Source organism: Chitinophaga silvisoli (assembly GCF_003412465.1).
Classification (GTDB): Bacteria; Bacteroidota; Bacteroidia; order Chitinophagales; family Chitinophagaceae; genus Chitinophaga; species Chitinophaga silvisoli.
This window is the reverse complement of record NZ_QTJV01000006.1, coordinates 1-18,424: the sequence shown is the minus strand read 5'-3', so window position 1 is coordinate 18,424 and position 18,424 is coordinate 1. Positions and strand designations below refer to the sequence as shown.

Here is an 18,424-nt window from a genome sequence, read left to right as displayed (position 1 = left end):
CCTAATGTTTCCAAAATTAGCATTACCTATGGCCGCCAGCATCCTGTATGCAATGACGCTGCCGGCACAGGATAAAATAAATGAACTGGACGCTGTAACCGTTACTGCTACGGTAAATCCGGTATTAAGTTCAAAGACGGGCCGGAACTTATTTGTACTAAAAGGAGCGGACATTGCCAAAATGCCTGTCCACTCAATAGATGAAGTGCTCCGCTACATCCCGGGTGTAGAAGTGCAGGCCAAAGGCCCAATGGGCGCTGGCAGCGACATCGTGATCCGTGGCGGTACCTTCCAGCAGGTATTAGTCATCCTCGATGGTATGCGGGTCAACGACCCGAATACCGGCCACTTTAGCAGTTATATTCCTATCAATCCAGCTGAAATCGATCATATTGAAGTGCTGAAAGGTGCTTCTTCCGCTATCTATGGCTCCGATGCAGTAGGTGGCGTGATCCACATCATCACGAAGACTTTTGCTCACAATACCCATAGCGACCCCTCCACTAAGATCACTGCAGGGGCTACCGGTGGAGCATATGGCTTATTCAATGCCAACGCGAATGCTTACTATACGACAGACAGACTTGCTGTAAATATCGGCGGTCAGACTAATAATGCCGATGGTCAGCCACAGCGTGGTATTGATGGATACTTTCATCTGCACACCCTCTCCGGTTCCGCCAGCTATAAACTGAGTGATAACTGGAAACTCTCTTATCGCCTGAGTTACGATGACAGGAAGTTTGCCGCACAAAATTTTTATACAACTTATGCAAGTGATACCGCCAGCGAAAAGCTCTCAACCTGGTGGCAGCAACTGAACCTGCAATACCGCAAAAACAAAGATGCATTCAGCCTGATGGCAGGGTATAAAAATATGAATGACCACTACGTATACAATCCTGTCTCCATTGCAAACGATAACCGTAGTAAGCTGTATCAGTCCCTCGCCGTATATGAGCATACATTCAATCAAAATATCAGCTTCGTGGCAGGTGGTCAGTTCCAGCAAAAAAGCATCGTATCCAATGACCGTGGTAACCATACTGTGAACCAGGCAGCAGGTTTCGCTTCCATGTCCGCAACAGTCTGGAATGCCCTGACACTGAGTCCTGCGCTGCGTTTGGACTGGGATGAGCGCAGTGGCGCAGAACTGGTACCTCAGCTGAATGCCAGTTATAAAACTGGTCAGTTCCAGATTCGTGGAAGTGCAGGCAAAACCATCCGTAATGCAGACTTCACTGAACGATACAACAACAATAACAAAACACTGGTTACAAGTGGTAAGATCGGTAACCCGGACCTGAAAGCAGAAAGCTCCTTCAGCTATGAAGCTGGTGCGGATTATTTTGGAAAATACTTCCGTGTATCATCTACCTTATTCCAGCGCAGGTACAATGACCTGATTGACTGGACTACCACTTCGTATGCTAACATGCCTTATAAGCACAATCTTTCACCTACAGGTACCTATTCCCTCGCGACCAACATTTCTAAAATGGTGACCAGCGGTGTGGAGACAGACATCCAGTTTACCAGGACCTACAGGGAGAAGCACACGGTAAGTGCCACCGCAGGTGCCACCTGGTTATATTCTGATATCCGGGAAGGGCAACAGTCATTCTATATTGCATCCCATGCACGTTTCCTGCTGAATGGTATGTTATCTTACCGCAACCAGTTATTCGGTGTAAGTGTGAATGGGCTCTATAAAGTGAGAGACCCACAGTCAGTAGCCGGTATCAATGGTGTAGTCACCAAAGAATATTTCGTAGCAAGTGTGAAAGCAGATGTATTTGTGATAAAGAATAAACTGAGTCTGTCAGTCGAAGCAGACAATATCTTCAATAAAAATTATGCGGACCTCACAGGTGCTCAGATGCCGGGAAGATGGCTGATGGGCGGTGCGAGAGTGACCTTATAAATAACAGGCCCGGAAGCCATTGGCTTCCGGCTTATTTTTCGTTCTTAAATGCAAATACCGAGAGCAGTGCGCCCAATGCTGCCACTCCCCCAAATGCAATGAAACTTTTATTCAATCCCCAATCTGCAATCAGGCTAAAAACCAGGCTTCCAAGGCCATAACCGCTGAACATTACAAAAGCAAACAGCCCGATCGCCACTCCTTTTTGATTAGAAAATGTAGTAACAATTGCCGCAAAGAGTGGATGTGTTAAGTCAAAGCCCAATGATAAACTTGCCACGAGAACACAGGCTGCCAGAAGTGGATAATTCATGCCCAACAGAATGGCGGAGCAGGCACTTACGGTAATGCCTATTGGAATAATCCTGTTTCTGCCATACTTATCCGCCAGTTTGCCCAGATAGGGGCCAAGAAATAAACCGGGAATACCATACCCTAATAATGCGAAACCAACTCCCTTCTCACTCAGCTGGTAATTTTTGAAAAAGAAATAACCTGTCCAGGCAAATACGCCACTATGAAACATCGAGTTAAAAAGCACGAATAAATACGTGCGCCAGCCACGGGGCACAACCAGGATGTCTCTGAAAGAACGCAACATTTTACGTACATCTGCCTTATGCTCTCCCGTCTCCTGGCTAAAGTAATGCTGTTTGGCAAGAAGAATACCCAGTATGACAAATCCGGTAAGAGCGACCATCCAGAACAACATTCTCCAGCCAACAAAAGCAGTTAACAATGCGCCGGCGCTGGATCCCAATGCCGTACCACCGGCCATGAAACCAAAGAAAATTCCTAAAGCATGTCCACGCGTTTGATAAGGAAATTGGTCACTGATCCAGCCAATCGTAGTGGGTGCCACCCCACCGGCAATGAGGCCTGTCAGCAACCTGAAGATGATCATTTGATCTACAGAATTTGAAAAGCCCGTACAGGCCGTGAGCAGGATAAAGCCGGTGATTGAGAATAGAATCACCGGGAAGCGCCCGTAGTTATCTGATAAGGGTGCATAGATTAAAGTTGAAATACCATAACTTAAAAGATAGGCAGGTTCAATAAAACTTACATGGCGCACAGATACCTGGAAAAGAGAAGAAAGCTCCGGTAAAATGGGCGCAACCATAAAGCCCTGAAAGAATATAATAAAGGTGCCGAGTGATAAGATCACGACTAAGGATAATGACGGAGCGGTGTTACCTGAATTCATCTGTTATTCATTTTGATGCAGCAAAGAAAGCGAAGAACGGCACTATAAAACAGGTACAGATTCCGCATTTCCAGGTAGTACAGCATCATAATAAAACTATTTAGTAACTTCCTGTTTCAATACAGATGCATATGCAGGATAACAAAATATACATTGTCGGCTTTGGTGCAATTGGCAAGGCGCTGGCTGTATTTTTCTCATTGCAGGGAAAGGATGTTAGTGTGGTCCGTGGCCGTATCAATGATGGGAGCAGAACGGAAGAGGAGGTGGTGATTGCACTGCCGGATGGCACAAAACTACAGCAAAAGATCCCGGTTGTTACACTCAATTCCCTTGATAAGATGAAGGGCCTGGTTATCCTGACCACCAAGTCATTCGGGAATAAAGAACTGTCATTGTCTCTACAGGAAAAATCAGGTCAGTCCCCGATAGTTATACTTCAGAATGGCCTGAATGTAGAAGCGCCTTTCCTGGAAAACAATTACGATCATATTTACAGGTGTGTATTATTCTCTACCAGTCTGGTTCTTGACAATGGAGATGTTAGATTCAGGCCGGTTACAGATTCACCTGTAGGCGTAATAAAAGGTGACACGGCTACACTGCATGCCATCATTGAGCAGATAAATACACCTTATTTCCCTTTTAAAGCAACACCGGATATCCAAACGGTGATCTGGAAAAAAGCGATTATGAATACGGTGTTTAATTCCATTTGTCCCCTGTTGGAGATAGACAACGGCGTTTTTCAAAGAGAATCAGCCGCTTTTCATTTGGCACAAAACCTCATACAATCAGGTATCACGATTGCAGCCAGGGTGGGGGTACAGCTTAGTCAGCAGGAAATAGAAACAGGTCTGATCAATATAAGCATCGCTTCAGATGGGCAATCTATTTCAACCTTGCAGGATATCCAAAAGGGGCGGCAAACAGAAATAGATACCTTAAATTTTGAGCTCTTCAGACTGGCAGAGAAGCATGGCATAGCAGCAGCGGCAAAGGAAATATTGTTGTTGGGTGAGCTGATTAAAATAAAAGAGAAAATAAACCTGGCAGAATAAGGGTGTATTAAAGTACTTTTAACGGAGAGAGCATTACCAATACAAAAATATGCTGCGTTAATTACCCGTATTGAACCCCGGATATTTTATCCTTTGTTACACCAGTTTTTTACTGTACAATAATCTCGAGATAGAAAACAGTGCCACAATACATAAGATCCATATTGGCCGGCTATCCAGTGTGGCTGATGTATGGGACATAAAAAGGGAGATCAGCGGTAACCCAATACCACCGCCTACAAAGTAAGCCGTGTTAATCAGGCTGGCCGCAATACCCAAATGTTCGGATGGCACATGCTCCATGGCAATAACAGTATACCCGGTATAACAAAGCGTCATACCAATACCCGCAATACAGGCACCGCCAAATAATAAAAAGAACAAACTATGCACCTGCACTGCAAGTACCAATGCTATTGATCCTATGAGCATGCCCGCCGCTCCGCCTATTGCGATCGTCTTAGGAGTGAATTTCTTTGACAATGCAGGCAGGCCGAATCTCCCTAACAACATCGAAATGATATTGAAAGGCATCATCAAAAAGCCTGATTGCGCCGCTGTGAAATGAAAGTTTTGCTGTACCAGAAAACTCATCAGGAATAAATACCCGGTAAACAAGGCTCCCAGTAAGAAGAATAACAAGGTACCTTTCCGCAGGGATGCCAGCAGCAATACCTTAAGATCCAACAGGGGATTGGCTTGTGTTTTCAGCCTATAATAAAGGAACCAGGAAGCAATTAGTAATCCCAGGATAGCTATCATCACATAACTCCCTTCCGTAATTTTCGACAGGCAAAGCATACCCAATACCAATGCAATAGCAGCGGGAAAATCAGGCAGTTTAGCGTTGGTAGTCCTTACATCCTTCTCCAGGTAGATATAAGCAATTACCAGGATCACCAACAGGATAGGCACATTGATGAGGAATACCCAGGACCAGCCCAAGTAATTTGCAATAATACCTCCTACAGATACACCACCTGCAGAGCCGGTAGCGGCAAAGGATCCAAAGATACCCATGGCTTTTCCCCGCTCATGTGGCTCGGTAAAATAGTAATTGACGATAGAAAATGCAGAAGGCATCAGCAGCGCTGCACCCAGTCCCTGCAATGCCCTGAAGAGGATCAGGTGATTGAGAGTATGAGTCAGGCCTGCACCCAGGGAAGTAAACAGGAAGATCGCACAACCTGCTATGAAGATGGTTTTCCTGCCCAGGTAGTCGGATAATTTACCTCCTAAAATCAGGAAACTCCCATAAATAAGGATATAAATACTTTGAATTTTGTACCCGGAATCATTCGTCAATCCAAGGTCCGCTTCAATTTTCGGCAATGCCAGGTTCACAATTGCAATATCGAGGGCTTCTACAAATATCCCCATGGATGCAATGGCTAAAACAAGATTTTTATTCAATGATTGCATGCTGTTCCGGAAGTAGTTTTGCTAAGTGTATCAGTGAGCGTAGTGAAATTTATCGCTTGCGCCAGGTGCGCTGATCTTTATGATATAATCTTATTATTTTATCATAAAAGCAAAACTATTATCTTTTTTATCCGAAACCGGGACATTTGTCCCAATTAAATAAAATGTTTAGAACAAATCCATATTTCTTGTCATTTGGAGATAGTGCTCATTTAATTTTCTTTTTCACCCAATCCTTCGTTGCCTCCATAAGCACAGGGATCATATCTTTGTGCCTGCCGGCTTTAAAAGAGTGGTCTGCGCCCTCCAACTTTACAAGGGTCGCTTTTTTTAATGATTGGCATACAGATTCAATCAGATCCCAGGTAGCCAGCGTATCTTTGCTGCCCTGAAGGAAAAGCATAGGTACTTTTACATCCTGTAAATGTGCTGCCCTGTCGGTAGAAGGTTTGCCGGCGGCATGCAAGGGAAAACCATAAAAGATGAGACCTGTGACATCCTTCCTATGATTGACAGAGAGATATTGAGAAGACATGCGTCCGCCAAAGGATTTGCCGGCTACGAACAATGGGAGGGAAGGATACAATTCCCTGGCCTTATCAATCGCCGCCGCTATGGCCTGTTGCGCAACTGCCGGGGAATCAGGTCGTTTCTTTTGTTGTTCGGTAAACGGGAAATTAAATCTTAGCGTTGCAATTCCTGCACCTGCCAGCGCTGTAGCCAGTGCTTCCATAAAAGCATGATGCATATTTGCGCCGGCACCATGTGCCAGTGTCAGGATACATATAGGCTTATCCGGGAGAGTGCATATGGCGGAAACGGCCCCGGGAGCCGCTGATATGGTCAACGATAAATTTTTAATCTCCATAAATCAGGATTGAAACAGTGTACAAAGATAATAAATAGCTAAATTTACTTATGGTTGTTAACATTCAGGAAGTAAACGATCCCCGTGTAAGGGAAAAAATTATTGAGCATGATGAACTGGGAGGTGTCTTAGGGATATTTGTGTATTCAATATCAGCCAATTATGAGGGTAAAGTGCCTGAAGAGTATGAGGCGCATATGATGGTTGCCCGTCAAACCATGGCAAAGATCATTTATAATTGGAACCTGCACATCAACAAGGTGGCACCCAAAGGCCAGCGGGAGAATTTCCCTTCCCTGCCGGTGATCGACTACAAAATGCTGGACGAAAGTGGTACAAAGATTGACCTGGAAACCTTCCTGGGACCCTGCTTTGATGTCGAAAAACTAAAACCTATCGTTCGTGGAGAGCTGGGCAACGAGACCTTGAATTCCTACTTTTATTATGACGGGGAGGAGACCCCCGCCGATATTTTATATATGCATACCCGTCCGGATGATGGGGTGCATGGTGCCTTTATCTATGCCTTAATTGAGCCGCCTTATTCCATGAAGTTTGATAGAAGTATCCTGAAGAAGGGGGAGTATGTACTTGACTTCATCAACTTTTTCTTCGACGATCTTCACCAGCTGGAAATCTATGCCTGGAGTACGGATTGCTCTAATTTCTTTGACTCGGGCAAGGAATGGTGGGGTACTTATTTCTGGACGGTTTACAACCCAGTAAAGAGATGGTATGTTGGAATCGTAGGTTCGTCTACGGATTGATAAGGGATTTATTTTTGGGGGAGCCGGAAGGGTTCAGTAAAGTTCAGGGATTGATTTTTTATGGAATGATCGGCAGTCCCGCATTTTTATGGAGACTGATCTGCCTTCCTGTATTTTCTCAGACTGTAAGCGGCTTGTTTGACAAAATATCAAAAACCGTCTGACCCGGCAATACCCTGTAAACAGGAATCCTCAGCTCATATTTCTGGCATAGTGCAACGATACTGCTATCGATTTGTTCCCTGGAATATCTCGAAGAAAAGTGTCCCAGGATCAGGGTCTCTACATGGATATCTTTTACACCCCTGATTACATCCTCCAGTTTACTGTGCTTGTTCCTATGTGATTGCATCTCCATCTCATCATCCAGGAATGTCGCTTCATGAATCAGGATCTTTGCATTGTTCCAATACGCAAAGTTCTCCGCAGGCGTATCGCCGGTATAGCACAACAGGATTGTCTCTACCTGGTTGTGCGTCGCTTCCCTGCCCAGGGTATCGATCGCTTTCTTTATCTCCAATGGAGGAAGTGACAGATATTCCGCTTTCAGTTTGTATTTTACCTGTACTACCCTGAACCCTAAACTCTTGATCACATGCTCAGCTGCGGGAACATGATTGTTGCGCAGCGCCTCCACGTAGATATCTTTCTTTATCCATACACGATCTTTGTCCGCCAGGGGCTGCCAGACAGTACCACGTACATGCGGATCAAATTTTACAGAAAAATCTCTGAGTGCCGGGAATGAATTAGAGTCCCTGGGATAACTGATAATGGGAAAACCCTCCCTGGCATTGAGCTGATTGACCTGGAGCAGTCCTGTGATGTGATCCCTGTCAGGATGTGAGAGAAATATATGCTCAATCTTCCTGCTCTTTTGCAACATGGCAGCTATCATACCATCTCCACAGTCAAACAGTAAACCTAATTCTTCAATAAAATACCAGGTAGCAAATAAGGCGGTCGAATATCCGGAAATTGTCAGGGTCATAATGCATAAAATTAGGATATTAGCAACAATAAAGAAAGACCCATGATGACATATTTCGATAAGATCAGGCATTTATATGGCATTGGCGCGCAGGAACAGCTGGGCTTTGAAGCCCATGAAATAGATCAGCCCCTCCCTGAAATTTTGAAAGAATATTATCTCAGTTTAGGTAAACAGGAAGCCATCAATTATTCACATAACAGGCTTTTGAAGCCGGGAGGGGAAATCGGTTTTTCACAGGATGATTACCTGGTCTTTTACGAGGAAAATCAGGGTGTGGTATTTTGGGGTATTAAGAGGGCCGACCTGGGCTTGCCCAATCCGCCTGTATATGGAAATTATTCAGGAGATGAGATGCAGCCTGACTGGCACCTGGAATGTGCTGCAACAGATGCATTTTTGCTATTGATGGCGGTATACAACGGGGTCCTGGGGGGCCTTGCGTTCAACGCCAATTCTTTTGAAGCAGTGCCCGGGGAAACGGTGGATTATATACAAAATACCTACGAGGAAATCAAAGAGATATCTCATGCTACGCAAAGGGTCTTTACCCGTGATTATGAATCGATGATCAGTTTATCTTTCGATAAAGGTGGCAATTGTACCGGGGCATTCATCGGCACGGGTGATGCAGATCTTTTCGATGAGATGCTGGACAATCTGGATCTCGCGTGGAGTTATATTTCATCAGAGGATGAGGATTTGTAACGATTGTTAACGTAAAAAATCCTAATATTAGCATGAATAAGCTACCTGTATGAATTATGTAATACTGATCCTTTTATTGCTATCCCCGCTTATCCCGGCATACTTTATATCCCGTGTTATTTTCCGCAAAGTGAAGGCGGCAGGATGGAAGCGGCCGGACCTCTACCAGTTTTTCTCATTATTGTTAGGTTATTTTGTCGTCCTGGGTGTGATCATCTACCTGTTGTTAATCAATCTTACCCTGCAGCGATAGATCCACCATTCCGCAAAGAGCAGGTTGGGCACAAATCCCATCCATGCGTCTATCATATACAACGTCAGTGGGTCAGGATGGAAGGCATGGAATAAAATTATTTTCCAGGTCCGTAAAGTGATGGCCGAAAAGGTCAGTGCATAACTGCGGATCATGAATCTTTTGTGCGCCGCAACATCTCCTTTCTTTATAGTGATCAGTGCCTTATAAGTAAAATAAAACCACAGGCAATCCAGCAGGATAAACGCCAGTTTTGATGGCCACAATCCATTCGCATACACGCCCATAATCAGGCCTGCAGGGAAATTAATGATCAATATATCTATCACGTAGATGTTGCCTATCAGTTTATGGAGCCTTTTGTAGTGCTGCAGAAAGTGGTCGGAGAACTGTGTAAACCCGGCTGCAAGTGCAAGGATACTTGAAAACACATGAATGTAGAAAGCCGCTTTCCACAAAGGGATCTGTATGTATGCCTGTTTGAATTGCAGAAAATGAATATCGCTGCGAAAGCTGGAGTAATCAATGACCATGCGCAGCATCAGGAAGGTAGCTGCAGAAAGGACAAGATAGGCAATAAAGGATTGGAGGAGGCGAAGGATCATAGATTAAATGTACTTCAACATTTAATTTTTGAGGATGAAAAAATGTTAAATCCCAAAAGGATAGGTCTCCGGCACCTTTTCATTATGCGGTTCCTGACGAAGCGGATGTACGGCAGTCGTATCGTCAAAATAAAGCAGGGCATCATATCTGTGGGCCATGAAAGAAGGCACATAATTTCCCCGGCGTTCTCTTTCAGGGTTATAGACTACGCCGATAGCCCGGTGTCCTATTTTATCCCTGTATTTATTATCTTCAAAAAGGAGCAATCCATTTCTCCCAAATTCACTGTGCAGGATCTCTTCAATACTCCCTTCCATTGCCGGCGGCACAATCATTTCCTGCATGGGAGCACCCCATTCATCTCCTGCAATCACTTTTCCTTTATAGCCTGCAAAGCCAGCCAGGTATACATTTTCAGCGCCATACTGATCCCTTGCCAGTTGCCCGATGTTTATCATACCTTCTTTGTGCATATTAGTCGCACGGGCATCGCCAACATGTGTATTGTGCGCCCAGACAATTCCTTTCTTTCCATAGAAGCCCAGCAGGCGGTTTAGCGTTTCCATCATGTGCAGATCCCTGATATTCCAGCTCTGATTATCAAAACTGATCATACTTCTGTAATACCGTTCAGCATTCACGGCAATCAGTGCATTCTGTTCGGTGTTAAAGCCGGCTTCCAGGTCACTATCCAGGTGCTGCACCCGGAACCGGATCTGCCTTAGCAAAGCCAGCACTTCATCACGACAATGCCTGCCGAGGGATTGGCGGGCGTATTTTTGTTCATCTTCATTGAAGGGCTCAAAACAGGTGATTGCCTGTTTTACATATTGGGCCGCCTGCGGATCTTCTTCTTTGAGATAATCCATCATGATCTTCATAGATTCCCAGAGACTGTATACATCCAGACCGTAAAAACCAACTTTCTCTGCATCCGGCAGCGAGGCGTTGTACTCTCTCAGCCATTCAGCCAGCGCGACAATTTCCCAGTTCGCCCACATCCAGGCAGGCCAACGGTCAAACTGGCGGAGCACAGCCTGGATATCGTTTTCATAGCCTTTTACATACCTGTTGATGAGATAGCAATCCGGCCAGTCACCTTCAACGGCAATGAAGCGGAATTGTTTATCCTTAATTAAGCGTTTGGAAATGGCGGTACGCCAGGTGTAATACTCATGGGTGCCATGAGTGGCTTCACCGAGCATAACGATAGGGCGCTTGCCGATGTCGTCGATGAGCGGTTGTAGGTCCTGACTGTTTTGGAGTGGATACATGTGAAAAGTAGCAAAACAATTATGCCAGAACTCTTATAGCTTCACCTGAACAGGCTTTTTTATCAGTTTAAAGCTTTCATCATTATAGTCCGTATCATAATAAAAAACACTGTCATTCTCCATGAAAACCCTGTTCTCCAACTCCTCATCTGCTACCGCATCACCCCCCGTAGGTATCAGGAATGAATCAAACAACGGTTTCCAGGCATAATCTTTAAATGTATAGGTCGTCCAGTCATAGGTATTCCCATTCATCGGTGCCTGGAAAGTGCTGATTTCGTCCGCGCCGTCATGATTCAGGTCGCCCTCATTGATCAGCCTTACTTCGCAGCAGCCAATGGTGAATGATGGTATAGACGGATCAGAAAACTGAAGCGACAGTTCATCAGGCACCCCGTTTTCCATAGGATTGCCATGGCCGACTTTCGAAATAACCGCCCAGGCATATTCCTTTTTCCCATCCCCGTTAAAGTCGCCGGAAATCTTAGCACTGTCAGTAGTTGGATCATGCGGATAATCATCCGGTGCATCCGAAGCGGTAGAATCACCCGTTACCGCTTGCGCCTGGGTCGTATCTGTTAGGACCTCAGTGCCGGCTTCCCGGGTGGGCGTATGTACACATGCCTGCACGGTTAACATGCCAATCAATAGAAATCTTCTCATAATAGGGTTTTATGGATGCTAAAAATATTTAATAAAATCATATTGTAATGAAAAATTGTACCATTAGTTTGTACCTGTTGTTCCATGCATTTGCAGGAATAGCCCAGAAAGCGGATTAAATTGGGTATGCATCCTGTAACGACGACAAAAGAGGAATTACCAGGATGCACAATATCGTGCAAGAATCAATCAGGCAATAAGGCAGTAATTTAAATTGATAATATACTACCACAATAAACCCATTTTTTCCGCCAAAAAGGCATATTTCCCATCTCCTAACGGAAATATTATAAAAATTGTTGCATTTTAAAAAAGCCTTATAAGTTATTGACTTATAAGGCTTTTAGTGTTTCCCTAGTGTCTATCTGACGTTTGTTATCAATTTGTTAAAAACTTGTATAACGCTGATTATCAATTACAAGTACCTTTTATCGATTATAAAATAATAAAATATATCAAACTTATTTTATATTTGCTCGTTCGTATATAATTATCATTTTGGCCTATGAAACACATTTACAAACACCGGCTTGCCATCTGCAGACATAATAGGATGGACTATCGCCCTCAAAACTATGGAAACGCTAATTGGGTTACAACAGCCTGAAACTGATGAACTCTGATAGTTTTTTTCTAAAAAGTACGAAGATGAAGAAGATTCTAATCCTATTATGCGGCTGTTTGTTGCTTTTTACTGGTGTCGCTCAGGCCCAAAATTGGTGGGTGAACATGCCGGATACGGTCTGTATGTCTACAAATAGTAGTACTGCGGACCAGATCAAGTTTACCAGCATGAACGCCCAGCTTGAGAAGGGTAATGCTTCAAAAGTTAACTGGAAGATTACGACTCCTAATAATACGAATGCTGATTACAACATTCTGTATTCTCAAAGGACATCGTCTATAAAGGATACTTTGCTGAACCAGACGAACCTGCTTACATTGCAGTTCCTCACCCCCGGTAAGTATACCTTTCAATTGTCTATTACCTACGCGAGCACGAGTGGTGGTAAAACAACCTACAGTACGCAGACTACAACACGTAGTCTCTATGTAGTGAATTGTACGATCTCAACTTGTAGTGGTGGCGATGCGGAAATGCCTGGTTTCACCGAGGACTTCGGCACCTTGCCGACCAATGCTTCCCGAAAGGCCTATTCTCCCAGTTCTGCAATCACCTATATTTATTCAGGATCCGGTGACCCGGCAGATAATTATTATGCGATCTCTAATACAACTCACCTGAAAGGGGACTGGATCACTACCAATGACCATACGGGTACTACCCGTGGTGGTATGCTGGTAGCAAACTCCGGTATTTCCCCTTCCACCTTTTTCCAAAAGGAAGTAGATGGACTGTGCCGTGGTTCTGTTTATAACTTCAGTGCATGGTTCATTAACGCGGATAGCTCCCAGGTAATGACAAGTACCTGTGCGTCAGGGTTCATTTACGCAGGGGTGACCTTCCAGATCCTGAATGCGGCCAATACAAGTCAGGTCTTAGCCAGCTTCAGAACTTACGCCGTTTCTCCCAACTTCGCAAAAGCTACATGGCAAAGGTTCGGTGGTACCTTCACCGTGCCTTCCGGCGTTACGGACGTAATTGTACGAATCATTAACAATTTCCCCGGTGGTTGTGGTAACGATATTGCAGTGGATGATATCCAGTTCTCGTACTGTAGTCCCATTATCACTGCCGGCATCCTGGGTTCTACCAGTACCCTGAAAGAAGTATTGTGCGAGGGCGTTGCTACGACCCTCGTTTCGTCATATACACCTACCAACTATTTTACCAACCCGGCTTACCAGTGGGAAATGTCTGACGATGGTGGTGTTACCTGGTTCAACGTTCCTTACGGCACTGCCACCAAGGATACCCTGGTTATTAAAAGTGGTGAACTGAAAGGTACCAAAGAGGTATCTGCCGATTACCTGTTCCGTGTCAGAATTTTTGAAAGCGGAAGCTCGGCTGCAACCTGTGCGGCCCCCTCATCATCGGTCAAGATCACCATCCTGCCGATGCCGGTGCTCAACCTTACGAAGGCACAGGTCTGTGAGGGTGATAATGTAATACTACAAGCATCCGGAGGTTACGATTACTTTACCTGGAGTGACCTGGGTACGGGTACCCAAACACCTGACAGGTCCATTAAGGTCATCAGTGATACCACCATCAAAGTGTATGGTTATATTACTTATGGTGTGGAAGGTAAAACCTGTATCGATTCCAATAGTGCCTTCATCGGAAAAGACGATAAGCCAATTGTGCAGATCGCGGCTTCTGATACAGCATTGTGTCTTGGTAACAGGGTGACCCTGAGCATCGCGGATGGACTGGCTCCTAATCCTCCTGCTAATAATAATACGATCAGATGGTACAGAGGTACCAGTGTTGCAACCGGTACACTGTATACTGAATACAATGACCAGACATCCATTACGTTCAATACAGAGTCCCTGGCAGACAGCTCATGGATAGTCGTCGTTACAAATAATACCTGTACCGTTACATCGGCACCAATTACTGTACACATTACGGAAGTGCCTTCACCACCTGCTGGTAAGCATGTAACCCGTTGTGTGGAAGATGGGGTGAGCGATAACGGTAATTTTACTATGACGCGTACTGCGATTGCAGGTACCACCGGCTACTGGACAGTGACCGGCGTTTCTGGTCCGGGAATGTCAGGAGATACGAGCACAGTAATCGACTTTTCCAGGTATGTTACGTTTGTAACGAACCGGAGAAATCCGAATGCAGTTATTAACCTGGCCACGCCTGGTATTACTGCTTACCTGCAATGGATGGTGACTGCTTCAACCAACAGTAGTTGTGTGGGCTATGGTTATGATACCCTCACACTCATCACTGGTGCTACCAAAGCTTATGCTGGTCCGGATACAACCCTTTGTGCTACGAACAATGTATTCACCATGCAGGGTAATGAACCAGATGTATCGCTGACAGGTGAATTCGCTGAAACTGGTACCTGGACAGTGGTAGGAACACCAACAGGTGTTACCATCGATGATATTCACGCCTATAATACTACCGTAAGAATTACGAGCGGTGCGTACCAGGATGTACAACTTGCATGGACTATCAAGAATGCATCATCCTGCGGTACCAACTCAGATACTGTAGTATTACATTATACAGCGCCACCAACCATGGTGCTCAAACCAGATACCGTTTGTAATACGCTTGGTTATTTCGAAATGGATACTGTATCTACTACAGGTAATCCTACTTACTACAGGGTAAGCGGTACCATGCCTGGCTTTACTGCTGTTCCTGAAACGCAGATCACTTCATGGCCGATCACTGTACCGATACCAACCGGTGTAACCAATGGTTCATATACATTTACTGTCAGCTTCAGAAGCGACAATGGCGGTTGTGCCAACTCTACTACCATCAGGGTAAACGTTGAAACACCTCCTACTGCTCCTACAAGTGTGACAGTTAGTTCTCCAAGCATTTGTACCAGCGGTTCAGCAACCCTCACAGCAGTGGGTGGTTCCCTGGGTAAAAATGCAGATGGTACCAATGCTGGCCAATATGTATGGTATGCAGGCGGTTGTGGTACAGGTACTTCCATCGGTACCGGTGCTTCTATCACCGTTCCTGTTACTGCAACTACTACTTATTATGTAAGAGTAGAAAGCAGTGGCCAGTGTGGTGTGACTGCCTGTGCAAGTGGTACTGTCACTGTTTATACAGCTCCTGCTACTTCCAATGCAGGTCCTGCACAGACACATTGTAATGACTCCCTGTTCATAATGGCTGCTAACGCTGCTTCTGTAGGTGCAGGTAAATGGACAGTGACCAGTGGTACTGCTACCATCCCTACTACCGATTCTGCAAGCGCAACAGCTAAAATATTTGTATTGGCAGGAAAGACTGCAACGCTGACATGGACTATCACCAACGGCGCTTGTACGACTTCTTCCTCAGTTGTACTGACGAATAATATGCAACCGGTAGCAGCTGATGCTGGTCCGGCTATGATTCAGCAGTGTGCAACCAATACTTTCACGATGAGTGCTACCGCTGCTTCTCCGGCTACCGCTACCGGTACCTGGTCAAGATTTAGCGGCAGTAAAGCAACCATCACTGCAGGCATGACCAACAATCCGAATGCTACTGTTACTTTAGCTGTTGGTGATACTGCGACCCTGATCTGGACCGTGACAAACGGTACCTGTTCTTCATCCGACTACGTAAAACTCTATAACTACGCTACACCTACTACTGCAAATGCAGGTGTTGATACCATTAAACAATGTAACACTGCATCCTTCACCATGGCGGCAACTGCGCCGACCATCGGTACCGGTAAGTGGTCTGTGAAGAGTGGTACTGCTACCTTCGCTACTACCGACAGCAGCAAAGTAAATGCAGTCATCACTGTACCTGTAGGTACTACCGCTGTGCTGACATGGACTGTTACGAATGGTACATGTTCTTCTACAGACGATATCGTATTAATTAACTACATCAACCCAACCGGTGTTGATGCAGGTGTGGATACAATCAAACAATGTAACAACGCTACCTTCACCATGGCCGCAGCTGCAGTTGTACCTGCTACCGCAGTAGGTACCTGGACCCTGTTAAGTGGCAGCAAGGCAAGCATTGCAGCAGCTGATATTCATAAAGTAAATGCAACAGTTACACTGGCAGCAGGTGATACTGCAACACTGTTCTGGGTAGTTACCAATGGTGTCTGCTCCGTTTCAGATAAGATCTTCCTGGTCAATTACCAGACACCGACTACCGCGAATGCCGGTCCGGACTCTATCAAGCAGTGTGCAACCAATACCTTCACCATGGCAGCTAATACGCCTACCATTGGTACAGGTATCTGGACAGTGTCCAAAGCTACAGCTACCATAGCGGCTCCAACCAGCCCAACCACTACTATCACAGTTCCTGTGGGAGACAGTGTAGTGGCTACCTGGACGATCACCAATGGCACCTGTACTTCTTCAGACAATGTGAAACTGGTGAACTACGCAACGCCAACCAAGGCGAATGCAGGCGCTGATATTCACCAGTGTGCGACACCAACCTTTACCATGGCAGCTAATACAGCTACTACAGGTACTGGTATCTGGACCAAACCAGCCGGTTCTACAGCCACTATCACAAGCATTACCAACCCGGCTACGACTGTGAACCTGCCAACAGGCGACAGCACCTACCTGTTCTGGACCATCACCAATGGAGTATGTTCCAGCACGGATACCGTATGGATTGTAAACAACGTAGCTCCTGCAGCTGCCAACGCAGGTCCGGATACTATTAAACAGTGTAACACCGCTGCTTTTGTAATGTCCGCAAACGCTCCTTCCGTATCCGGTGCTACCGGATGGTGGAGTGTGGTTTCTCCTGCTTCTTATACTATTACCAGTGCACAGCTGACTAACCCGACTGCTACATTCAATGTAACTGCGGGTCAGACTGTGGTACTGAAATGGAATATCTCTAATACGGGTTGTTCATCTTCCGACAATATTGTGCTGATCAACTATGTTCAGCCAACATCCACTTCTGCAGGATCTAACCAGTCACATTGTAATGACAGCATCTTTACAGTCACCGGTTCTGCACCAATGACAGGAGCGACAGGTACCTGGTATATCCGTAGCAACAATGCTACCTTTGTTGGTACGCCATCAGGTAACACCGCAACAGTAAAAGTACCAGCCGGTCAGACAGCTACCTTACGCTGGGTAATCACCAACGGTGTCTGCGCTGACTCAAGTGCAGTAACGCTGACCAACTACATGCAGCCTGTGGCAGCTGATGCAGGTCCGGCCTACATCCAGCAGTGTGCGACCAATACCTTTACGATGAGTGCTACCGCTGCTTCTCCGGCTAGCGCTACCGGTACCTGGTCAACCTTTGCAGGTAGCAAGGCTACTATCACAGCCGGTCAGTTCAACGCTACCAATGCGACCGTTACCATGGCCGCAGGTGATACAGCGACCCTGATCTGGACAGTGACAAATGGCCTTTGTTCTTCTTCTGACTATATCAAACTGTATAACTACGCTACACCAACTACCGCTGATGCAGGTGTAGATACTATTAAACAGTGTAACACTGCTTCCTTCACGATGGCAGCAACCGCGCCTACCATCGGTACAGGTAAGTGGTCTGTGAAGAGTGGTACTGCTACCTTCGCTACTACCGACAGCAGCAAGGTAAATGCAGTGATCACCGTACCGGTAGGTACTACCGCTGTACTGACATGGACCGTTACGAATGGTACATGTTCTTCCAAAGACGATATCGTATTGATCAACTACGTCAACCCAAGCGGTGTTGATGCAGGTGTAGATACCATCAAACAATGTAACAACGCTACCTTCACCATGGCAGCAGCTGCAGTTGTACCTTCTACCGCAGTAGGTACCTGGACACTGTTAAGTGGCAGCAAGGCAAGCATTGCAGCAGCTGATATTCATAAAGTAAATGCAACTGTTACACTGGCAGCAGGTGATACTGCAACCTTGTTCTGGGTAGTTACCAATGGTGTCTGCTCTGTTTCAGATAAGATCTTCCTGGTAAATTACCAGACTCCGACCACCGCCAATGCAGGTCCGGATAGTATCAAGCAATGTAACACTGCTTCCTTCACCATGGCAGCCAATACGCCAACCATTGGTAC

At 45.6% G+C, this 18,424-nt stretch carries 13 protein-coding genes; 6 read left to right on the top strand and 7 right to left on the bottom strand.

What is annotated here, in order from left to right; all coding sequences use genetic code 11:
* Positions 1 to 4: 4 nt before the first annotated feature.
* Entirely contained in the window at positions 5 to 1,924 is a 1,920-nt protein-coding gene (locus DXN04_RS15850) for a TonB-dependent receptor plug domain-containing protein (RefSeq protein WP_116854361.1), read from the top strand.
* A gap of 31 nt (positions 1,925 to 1,955) precedes the next feature.
* Here DXN04_RS15850 and DXN04_RS15845 read toward each other — a convergent pair whose 3' ends face one another.
* Positions 1,956 to 3,131, bottom strand: coding sequence for an MFS transporter (locus tag DXN04_RS15845; RefSeq protein WP_116854360.1), 1,176 nt, complete (start codon positions 3,129 to 3,131; stop codon positions 1,956 to 1,958).
* Positions 3,132 to 3,262: 131 nt separating this feature from the next.
* Here DXN04_RS15845 and DXN04_RS15840 point away from each other — a divergent pair, with 131 nt between their 5' ends.
* A complete protein-coding gene (locus DXN04_RS15840; protein ID WP_158569043.1) occupies positions 3,263 to 4,192 on the top strand; it encodes a ketopantoate reductase family protein in 930 nt (309 codons plus the stop codon).
* Positions 4,193 to 4,288: 96 nt separating this feature from the next.
* Here DXN04_RS15840 and DXN04_RS15835 read toward each other — a convergent pair whose 3' ends face one another.
* Together DXN04_RS15835 and DXN04_RS15830 are read right to left on the bottom strand one after the other, a co-directional pair.
* Positions 4,289 to 5,614 (bottom strand): MFS transporter, encoded by a 1,326-nt coding sequence (locus DXN04_RS15835; RefSeq protein ID WP_116854358.1) that lies wholly within the window; start codon positions 5,612 to 5,614, stop codon positions 4,289 to 4,291.
* 208 nt (positions 5,615 to 5,822) lie between these two features.
* Positions 5,823 to 6,482 carry an alpha/beta hydrolase family protein gene (locus tag DXN04_RS15830; protein WP_116854357.1) on the bottom strand — a complete coding sequence of 220 codons (660 nt, stop codon included), beginning with the start codon at positions 6,480 to 6,482 and terminating at the stop codon, positions 5,823 to 5,825.
* Positions 6,483 to 6,532: 50 nt separating this feature from the next.
* Between DXN04_RS15830 and DXN04_RS15825 the strand changes: the two genes are divergently transcribed.
* The gene (locus tag DXN04_RS15825; protein WP_116854356.1) at positions 6,533 to 7,249 is read left to right on the top strand and encodes a hypothetical protein; all 717 of its coding nucleotides are present in this window, start codon (positions 6,533 to 6,535) and stop codon (positions 7,247 to 7,249) included.
* A 118-nt stretch (positions 7,250 to 7,367) separates the two neighbouring features.
* Here the strand turns inward: DXN04_RS15825 and DXN04_RS15820 are convergent, their stop codons facing one another.
* A complete protein-coding gene (locus tag DXN04_RS15820) occupies positions 7,368 to 8,240 on the bottom strand; it encodes an MBL fold metallo-hydrolase (RefSeq protein WP_116854355.1) in 873 nt (290 codons plus the stop codon).
* A gap of 42 nt (positions 8,241 to 8,282) precedes the next feature.
* Here DXN04_RS15820 and DXN04_RS15815 point away from each other — a divergent pair, with 42 nt between their 5' ends.
* Both DXN04_RS15815 and DXN04_RS34560 read left to right on the top strand, forming a co-directional pair.
* Positions 8,283 to 8,948 carry an SMI1/KNR4 family protein gene (locus tag DXN04_RS15815; protein ID WP_147319952.1) on the top strand — a complete coding sequence of 222 codons (666 nt, stop codon included), beginning with the start codon at positions 8,283 to 8,285 and terminating at the stop codon, positions 8,946 to 8,948.
* Positions 8,949 to 8,997: 49 nt separating this feature from the next.
* Entirely contained in the window at positions 8,998 to 9,201 is a 204-nt protein-coding gene (locus DXN04_RS34560) for a hypothetical protein (RefSeq protein WP_147319951.1), read from the top strand.
* On the opposite strand, the gene DXN04_RS15810 is transcribed toward DXN04_RS34560, so the two are convergent.
* From DXN04_RS15810 to DXN04_RS15800, 3 genes are read right to left on the bottom strand one after another with little or no spacing between them, the layout of a single operon-like run.
* Positions 9,165 to 9,806, bottom strand: a complete 642-nt coding sequence (locus DXN04_RS15810; RefSeq protein ID WP_199415058.1) for a DUF2306 domain-containing protein — start codon at positions 9,804 to 9,806, stop codon at positions 9,165 to 9,167. The two genes, DXN04_RS34560 and DXN04_RS15810, sit on opposite strands and share 37 nt — an antisense overlap.
* Before the next feature lie 45 nt (positions 9,807 to 9,851).
* Complete coding sequence (locus DXN04_RS15805; protein ID WP_116854353.1) at positions 9,852 to 11,081, bottom strand: erythromycin esterase family protein; 1,230 nt, start codon at positions 11,079 to 11,081, stop codon at positions 9,852 to 9,854.
* A 33-nt stretch (positions 11,082 to 11,114) separates the two neighbouring features.
* A complete protein-coding gene (locus DXN04_RS15800) occupies positions 11,115 to 11,744 on the bottom strand; it encodes a hypothetical protein (RefSeq protein ID WP_147319950.1) in 630 nt (209 codons plus the stop codon).
* A 648-nt stretch (positions 11,745 to 12,392) separates the two neighbouring features.
* Here DXN04_RS15800 and DXN04_RS15795 point away from each other — a divergent pair.
* Positions 12,393 to 18,424 (top strand): beta strand repeat-containing protein (locus DXN04_RS15795; RefSeq protein ID WP_147319949.1); only part of this gene is annotated, 6,032 nt, incomplete at its 3' end.